The 9,000-nt window shown below is 54.7% G+C and carries 5 protein-coding genes; 2 read left to right on the top strand and 3 right to left on the bottom strand.

The window, feature by feature from the left end:
• Nucleotides 1-175 precede the first annotated feature (175 nt).
• The 3 genes from dmeF to HUU59_13335 all read right to left on the bottom strand — a co-directional run bounded on the left by dmeF (nucleotide 176) and on the right by HUU59_13335 (nucleotide 2,612).
• Nucleotides 176-1,105, bottom strand: a complete 930-nt coding sequence (dmeF, locus tag HUU59_13345) for a CDF family Co(II)/Ni(II) efflux transporter DmeF (protein ID NUO20425.1) — start codon at nucleotides 1,103-1,105, stop codon at nucleotides 176-178.
• Nucleotides 1,106-1,174: 69 nt separating this feature from the next.
• A complete protein-coding gene (locus HUU59_13340) occupies nucleotides 1,175-2,038 on the bottom strand; it encodes a hypothetical protein (protein ID NUO20424.1) in 864 nt (287 codons plus the stop codon).
• 25 nt (nucleotides 2,039-2,063) lie between these two features.
• A complete protein-coding gene (locus HUU59_13335; GenBank protein ID NUO20423.1) occupies nucleotides 2,064-2,612 on the bottom strand; it encodes a T9SS type A sorting domain-containing protein in 549 nt (182 codons plus the stop codon).
• Nucleotides 2,613-3,084: 472 nt separating this feature from the next.
• On the opposite strand from HUU59_13335, the gene HUU59_13330 reads away from it, so the two are divergent.
• Nucleotides 3,085-6,099 carry a T9SS type A sorting domain-containing protein gene (locus tag HUU59_13330; protein ID NUO20422.1) on the top strand — a complete coding sequence of 1,005 codons (3,015 nt, stop codon included), beginning with the start codon at nucleotides 3,085-3,087 and terminating at the stop codon, nucleotides 6,097-6,099.
• Between the two features lie 410 nt (nucleotides 6,100-6,509).
• Nucleotides 6,510-9,000: proprotein convertase P-domain-containing protein (locus HUU59_13325; protein NUO20421.1), on the top strand; the 2,491-nt coding region annotated here is incomplete at its 3' end.

Below are 9,000 nucleotides of genomic sequence, written 5' to 3'. Positions count from 1 at the left end.
CCTAGCCCCCCCGCTAAAGCGAGGGGGAAGACAGAGACCCCCCCTAGCCCCCCCGCTAAAGCGAGGGGGAAGACAGAGACCCCCCCTAGCCCCCCCGCTGAAGCGAGGGGGAAGACAGAGACCCCCCCTAGCCCCCCCGCTGAAGCGAGGGGGAATAGGAATACACATGCCGTGATTAGGTTTTATGAATCTCCACGGTGGAGTGGACGATGCCGACATTCTTGGGTAAGAGAAGTTTGAAGTGGTCGGGAGTATGGTCATAGGGAGTTGAGACGACCAGTTCGCAGGAGAGGAGCCCGGGGCCGATGGACCAGACATGGATATCGGCGACCTTTGTGCCGGGGTCTTTCTCGATGGAGCTGATGATTTGCTCGATGATTGCCTGCGGAGCCTGCCGGTCGAGGAGAACTTTACCGGAATCATAGAGCAATCTGACAGCCCAACTGCTGACGAGAATCGAGCCGACGATTCCCATGACGGGGTCCATCCAAATCCAGCCGAAGTATTTCGCGGCCAGCAGTGCGGAGATGGCCGTGATGGAGGTCAGCGCATCGGCGAGGACATGAATATAGGCCGCACGGAGATTGTGGTCTTCATGATGCGAATGGTCATGACCGTGTTCATGAGGATGGTGGTCGTGATGCTCATGATGTCCATGGTCGTGGGAATGCCCGAGAATCAGCGCGCTGACGCCGTTTACCACCAGACCGACAACCGCGACGGCAATGGCCTGATTGAAGACAATGGGAACGGGATGCAGGAGGCGCATGACGCTTTCATAGGCCATGATGAAGGCAAAGAGCGCGAGCAGCGTGGCACTGGTGAAGGCGGCGAGCGCATTGATCTTGCCGGTGCCGAAACTGAAGCGGGAGTCGTTGGAGTATTTTCGTGCGAGGATGTAGGCGATGTAGCTCAGGAAGAGCGCGAGGGCATGCGAGGCCATGTGCAGGCCGTCCGCGAGCAAGGCCATTGAGCCGTAGAGGATACCGGCGGTGATTTCGACAATCATCATCGTGAGTGTGATGAACACGACGACGAGCGTGCGTTTTTCACCGGCGCGGGGAATGTCCTGGCCGAAAGTATGGGAGTGTGATAAGGATTTCATAAATTCACAAATAGAGAGCCCCGCACAAAACTGCGGGGCTTTGCCTATATTATTTGCAAGCCATGCGGGCTAACGTGTCGGCGCGGACTGATAAAGTGCGCCCAACTCAAAGCCGTGGAACTGAACTTCCTGATCTTCACAAAAGAGTTCCATCACCAGTTGGTAAGTACCAGCCGGCAATTGGGCGCTGATCGTTTGCACGGAGGGACTTCCCGGCAAGGCTGCGCCGGTCGTAATAGAAGAGGCGACGACCTGTTCAGTGTTTACATTCACAATGTCAACCCGAATGGTGGTGTAATTTTCGAATTCATCCTCATCCACGGTGTTAACTTCCCCCACGGTTCCCCAAAATGTCACGATAGACGGAACATTCAAGGAGAAGTTGGGCGTCGAAAACTCGGATTCATCATCCTCGTCAATTGTAATGACACTGGTCTCGCGGTGGATGAATGACGTGACTTGTCGCGCAACAAACGAGTTGATGAAGTTATTGGTCGAGTTGATGAAATCGGTCAGGCTTTCGGGCGTATGTATGCCCAGTTTTCTCGCGGAGTCAGCAAGACAGGCGATGAAGGCGAACGGGACAGACGAGATGAACTGCCGGGGATTCATCCATGTATCGTTGTAGGACAGGCTCATCCAGACACCGTCTCCTTCGGGGTCGAGAAAGTCGGACGGTGCGAGCGGATTCCACGTGCCGAGAATGACTTCAAACACGCCGTCGGTAACGGTGACGTCCTGCCATTCCGACCACACGGGGGGGCCACCGACGGGCGAGGAGAAGATATGGAAGCCGATTTCATACACGCCGTCGGGCATGACGTTGCCTTCGAGGTCGGTGAAAATCGCTTGATAGGTCATCGTGGTCGGCACGATCGCAAAAGCGGAGGTGACGAACAGGACAGCGGCAAACAGTAGGGCTGCGAATTTCATGTAGAAATCCCGGTATGTAGAATGGTTACTTAATCAGAGTGAGTTTGCGAACCTGAACACGAGACTCGTGCGACAGACGAGCGAAGTATTGTCCGCTGGGGACGGACATGCCGTGGGAGTTTTTGCCGTCCCACGTCAGCTCGTATTCGCCGGCGGTCAGTTGTGACAGGTCGAAGGTGCGGACTTGCTGCCCGAGCAGATTGTAGATCACCAGAGTCGCTCCGCTGCTTTTGTCGAGCGTGAACGGGATGACCGTCGTTGGATTGAAGGGATTGGGAAAGTTCTGTCCCAAGGCGAATTCGAGCGGCACAAGTCCGGGAGTCTCGCTTCCGGAGGGAATCTGAATGGTCAGTTGACGAATAATCCGGACGAAACTTGGCGCGAAGGCAACACCGGACTGGCCGGTCGTCGAGGGCGTGACGATGGGCTGTCCGGCAAAACCCTTGAATGCCGCAATGGAAGTTGTTCCGGGGCTATTGGTGCTCAGAAACTGTGCTTGCTTGACATTTTGGGCGAATAGGAGCCCGGATGAAAGGCAAATCAGGACAGTTGCAAGGGTAAGTTTCAGGGACAACGTTTCGCTCTGTGGCATATGATATGGGATTGGACATGCGGCGATGACCAGAGGAGTTTGGCCGCAAGTTAAAAATTAGCTGAACTTAGATTCAATGCTGATGAATCGTGCACACAGGATTCAGCATTCAAAACTAACCATTTGGGTTATGAAAGTCAAGGCTGAATGTGAACTTAGGCGCAATTTCGAGGCCAAGCGGGTAGATTTCGGTTGAAAGCAGGTGCAAGCGAACAAGGAGTCCTCTCGTTTGCCGGTAGCTTGCAGAATGCGAGGGTTTTGTTAGTTCATAAATTTATGTTAAAACAATAATTAAAATATAGGTGCCCCAAGCGCTAAAATTGAGAAAATTTTTTAGACGGCGGACGGAGGTTTGCAAACTGGCAGTGTATGGAATATATTAGATATGTTTTGCGTATATCTTGAATTCGTGGGAACCAATGGGAAAACCTAAAATTAGCAGAGGGAAGACAGTATGAAGAAGCTTTGTGCGGTCTGTATGATGCTGGCAGTGGTCATTTCGGTGGCCTTTGCTGGCAAATCTGACGTGAAAGAAACTCCTGTTTTGAAACAGGCCGAGGTTGTTGACCTCGAAAAGGCTTTGATGCTTTACGAAGAAGGTCTGGACATGACCGAAGCCGAGAAGGCCGCGGTTATTGACTACTTGGGTCTTGATCGTGAAGCGGGCGGCGACGGCGCAATTGACGCGGTAGGTGGACCGGATGCATACGGGTACACTTGGTTGGATAATCAAGCGCCAGATACGGCGACGTTTGCCTGGCAAGAAATTTCGGGGACGGGAACTCTCCTCGCCGCAGCCAGCAATGCAGACGGCGGCACGAACCCTGTTGCGTTCAGCTTCAACTTCCCCTTCTACGGCTCGGGCTACACGGGTGCCAACGTGACGACCGACGGTTTGATTCAGTTTACAGTTGCTGCTACAGCGTTTTCGAACACTTGTGCGCTGCCTTCAGCGGCTCGTGGTCCTGCGGTAATGGCGTTCTGGGAAGACCTTGACTCGCGTCGCGGCGGAACCGGAGCTTTCGGAACGGTGAGTGACTCTGGTGGCGTTTACTTCCAGGATTTTGGAACACACGTTATCGTCCAGTGGGATTCGGTTGGCCGATTCTCCCCATCCTTCATGCATGTGTACACATTCCAGGCGATTCTTTATCCTGACGGCAAGATAAAGTTGCAGTATCTTGATTTGAACCGCTATGGTACTTCAACGACGGAGCCTTCTCCGACGGTTGCCATCCAGGGCGTTGGTGCTGGCAACGCGTTGACGTATTACTGCTCAACGACAGCGAACATCGCCGGTAACCTAACAGGCCGTGCGGTTTGGTTCTTGCCGCCGCTTGTTGCTCCGAGCGGCCGTTGCTGTTATCTCGACGGTGGTGTTGGTGCCTGTGCTGAACTCACGGGTGACGAATGTGCTCTGTTGGGTGGACAGTGGGGTGGTGCAAACACCACGTGTACAGCTAATCCGTGTCCGACCGGCCGTTGCTGCTATGTTGCCAATGGTGCAGATCAATGCGCGACGAACATTCAGCTTGAATGTAACGCGTTGGGCGGTGTGTGGACAGCCGGCCAGAATTGTGTCGACAATCCTTGCCCGACGGGCCGCTGCTGCTACAACAACGGCAACGACTGTGCGCAAGTAACGCAGCTGCTTTGCACGACCCTTGGCGGCACGTGGTCAGCGACGGCAACGTGTGCGGCCAATCCGTGTCCGTTGACAGTTCCTGGAGGTTCAGACTGCGCGTCTGCAGTTGCGGTCGGAATTGGTGCGAACTATGCCGGCACGACGACCGGCGGCGTTGACAACGATCCGGGCTTCCAGTGCGCATTGGGTTCGACGGATCCTTATGAAGGTTCCAACACGGCGCCGGATAAGTGGTACAGCATTGTCGGCGATGGCACGACCATTACCGTTTCGCTTTGCAATCCGGGTACGAGCTATGACACTCAGATCGCAGTCTTCTGCGGCGAGTGCAGCGCTTTGAACTGCGTCGCAGGTAATGACGATGCAACGTGTTCATTCAGCGGCCTCCGTTCGACCGCCAGATTCTGCTCGAATGCCGGTTCTGTCTATTACGTCGTGGTTGACGGTTGGGGCTCAGGAAACGGCAACTACGAACTTTCCATCGTTAGTGACGGCGTTCCGTGCACGGGTGCCATCAACTGTTCACCTCTTGGCCGCTGCTGCTACACCGATCCGACGGGCGCTCCTGCTTGTGCGGATGTGACGGCTGCCGAGTGTGAATTGCTGGGCGGCGATTTTGATGCCAGCACCACCTGTGCGGACGGTGGTCCGTGCGGCGGTAGCTGCTGCTATGTCCTTCAGGGCGAAGGCTTCTGCGGCGACGAAGCGGTCTGCATAGATAACGCGCTTGAATCCGAATGTGCGGCCTTGGGCGGCACGTGGACGGCCGGCGGCAACTGCGTGGACAACACCTGCCCGGATCCGAATCCTTGCACTTGCTACTGCTCAACCTTCCCGAATTCGCATGGCATTCTGGCTCTCGACAATACGACCTATCCGATCGCTGACGTAACGGTGAACAGCTTCACCATCAACGTTCCGATCGAATACCAGATTACCGACTTGAACGTCAGCATCGACGCTGTCCATACGTTTGACGGCGACGTCGAAATCCGCCTGATGTCCCCGTTGGGCACAGAAATCATTCTGTCCGACAATCGCGGCGGCGGCGGTGACAACTGGACCTGCACGGAATTTGACGATGAAGCTGCGAATGCAGTGGCCTCCGGTTCGGCACCGTTTACGGGTTCGTGGATTCCAGATAACGCACTGTCCGCATTTGACGGTCAGAACGCAGTCGGTAACTGGACGATTACGTTTGATGATCAGGTTGGCGGTGATTTCGGATACGTCATCGGCGTTTGCCTGAAGTTCGAGTACGACGAGATTCTGCCGGTTGCTTTTGGCAGCTTTGACGCTGTAGCGGGCAACGGATTGGTGACATTGAACTGGAACACGCTGTCCGAGTCGAACGTGGCGAGCTTCGAAGTGCTTCGCGACGGCGGCAAGGTTGCGGACGTAACGGCTGAGAACAGCGCGACCGGCGCGACGTACAGCTATGTTGACAACGGCTTGACCAACGGTGTGACCTATGATTACACGCTGGTTTCGGTGGACGTCAACGGCGACCGCGCGACGCTTGCCACTCTGTCGGCCACGCCGAGCGCGTCGGCGGTTATCACGGAATACGCCTTGCATCAGAACTACCCGAACCCGTTCAACCCGACGACGAACATCGCGTTCGACATGGTTGAAGCGGGCAAGGTGTCAATCAGCGTTTTCAACGTGATGGGCCAGAAGGTTGCCGAGATCGTGAACGGCAATATGGAAGCGGGCCGTCATGTTGTGAGCTTTGACGCGACGGGTCTATCGAGCGGTCTCTATCTGTATAAGATGGAAGCCAACGGCTTCACGGCTCAGTCGAAGATGGTGCTGATGAAGTAGCCAGCGTTGACGCTGGACCCGATGAGCTGACGCGAACGCGAAAGCTTATTGGAAAGCCTTGAGACAGCGCGGGGCGAACCGAGATGGTTCGCCCCGCTTTTTTGTGGTGCATTTCGTGAGGTGTAATGGAAAACAATCAGACGCATAGTGACGAATGCATTATACAGTTCAAAATATGTTGCAAGAGGTCAACTTATAATCAAGTTAATGCAAGTATCCCATTGAGGTTTCATATACGAACAATTTTCAAGTCTTTGCAACGAACTTGCGGGTCAGTGACACTAAGCAAAAAATTTCACATACGAATGGAATTCGTTGTTTTTTCATCATGCGAGGAGTATATTAAGCATACTCGATAGGACAAGAATCTGTGCCTACATTTGACCGTTCCGAAAACAGAGGAGAGTAAGATGAGAAAATTAATGGCATTGTGTTTGGTGCTGGCTATGGTCGCAAGCGCGGCGTGGGCAGCGAATGTAACAAAGCCCGTAGTAAATGTGAGCAACGTTGCGCCGGTATTGGTCAGCGACGTTCAAATGGATGCGGTGAAATCCGCACTATTAAAGTATGAAGCCGGAGAATTCCTGACGGCCGGCGAAAAGTCAGTATTGGAGACTTACTGGAATTCGCAGGACAGCCGTTATGAGGGCAACGGTCTGGACGCGACCGGCGGTCCGGATGCCTATGGTTACACGTGGGTGGACAATGCGGACAATCCGAATGACGCACCCTATGAGTGGATGGAACTATGCGGTGATCCGTCGGCTTTCGACGGTCCGAGCGGCGATGATGCAGCGATTTTGGCACCATTAGGTTTCAACTTCACGTATTATGGAACCGTGTACACGGGAGTGTATCTGAGCACCAATGGTACAATGAGTTTTGGCACATCGTTCTCGAATTGGTCGAACGTTTGTATCAACACAACCAACACGAACAACATGATTTGCGCGTATTGGGATGACATGATTACAGCTGGCGCGAGCAATGGCTGCAACGGCAACGGCACAACGCCGTTCATTCGCTATTGGAGCGACAATGCCGGCCACTTCATTGCGCAGTACCAGAAGATGGATCCATACTCCGGTACGGGTGTGACGACCTTCCAGGTTCACATTCGTTCAAACGGAACGATCAAGGTAGTTTTCAGCGACGATCCAACGGAATATACGCATGCGTCAACGTCCGCGACCGTAGGACTCGAAGCGGCGGGGGCGAACGGCTTGCAGTATCTTTGCAATGTCGCCGGCATCGTTCCGGGCAGAGTGATTCAGTTCAATCCGCCTTCGCAGGATCCGACCGGCCGCTGTTGCTATGGCGATCCGTGCATTGGCTATGACTGCGCAGAAAATCTGACGGCTTTGGAATGCGCGGCCCTTGGCGGTCTGTGGGCTGTGGGCGCTTCGTGCACGTCAAGTCCGTGTCCGGCTCCGGCACCGCAAGGTGACCTTTGCTGCAACGCGTTCCCGGTTCCGGGCGTACCGTTCACGGCAACGGGCACGACGTGCGGATTTGCGAACAATTATGATGCGGTTTGTCCGTACGCCGGTGGAACAGCACCGGACGTGGTGTATAGCTTCACACCGGCAGTTGACATGGATGTGACGTTCAGCCTGTGTTTGTCGGGATATGACACGAAACTTTACATTTATGACGGCGCACCGACGCCCGGCGGCGAGATTGCATGTAACGACGACGCGTCTCCATGTCCGGGTTCGACGGGCTCGTATCGCTCACTGCTTGAGTGTGTTCCGCTTTTGGCGGGCCACAACTACTGCATCGTTGTTGACGGTTACGGCACGGCTTGCGGCGACTACGTGCTGACGATGGAGGAATGCGTTGCTTGCGACATCGTTTGTCCGGAAGGTTCACGTCCGGAAGGCGAAGTCGGCTGCGGTGACGAATATGTTGACAACTTCAACGGCGGCTGCAATGTTGATCCGCCGGCGTTTGGCACGATTGGCTGCGGCGAAGTGGTGTGCGGAACGGCATGGACATTCCTGTTCCAAGGAGCCAGCTACCGCGATACCGATTGGTATTTGTTCACGGTCACCGAAGACATGGACAGCAACCTGTTCTGCCTGACGACCGAGTTCGCCGGCGCGATGTATATCTTCCCGTTTGCTCCGTGTGCTGACATCAATGGTGGAGTAGTTCCGCCAATCTATTTCGCAGCGACGGAACCGTGCGTTGAAATTTGTTTTGACGCGTGCTTGCTACCGGGCGACTATATAGTGATCGTGCTGCCACAGGCATTCACGGGACTTCCGTGCGAATCTCAGTATGTTCTGAGCCGCACGTGCCGTCCGTGTGCAGAGCCGTTCGTTTGCGATTGCCCGGATCATCCGAATACGCATTGCGAATATGCTTTGGACAACACGACGTATCCGATCAGCGACGCCATTCCGACAACGTTTGTGACGATCAATGTTCCGATTGAATACCAGATTACCGATCTGAATGTGTGCCTCGACATCGTTCATACGTATGACGGCGACCTGGAAATCACGCTGACTTCCCCGATGGGAACAGTAGTTGACCTTTCGATGGGCAACGGCGGCAGCGGTGACAATTTCACCTGCACGACGTTTGACGACGAAGCGACGACCGCGATTGGATCAGGCGTTGCGCCGTTCAGCGGCAGCTTCATTCCTGACAGCCCGTTGGCCGCGGTTGACGGCGAGAATGCGGTTGGCGCGTGGGTGTTGGCCATCACCGACCTGTACGGCGGAGACGATGGCTGGCTGAATTGGGTCTGTCTGACGTTTGAGTACGACGAGATCCTGCCGGTTGCATTTGGCAGCTTTGACGCGGTCGCAGGCAACGGATTGGTGACGTTGAACTGGAACACGCTGTCCGAGACGGATGTGGATCACTTTGAGCTGAGCCGTAACGGTTCGG

Source organism: bacterium, from assembly GCA_013360195.1.
Lineage (GTDB): Bacteria > Electryoneota > RPQS01 > RPQS01 > RPQS01 > JABWCQ01.
This window is presented reverse-complemented; position numbering and strand designations above follow the sequence as displayed.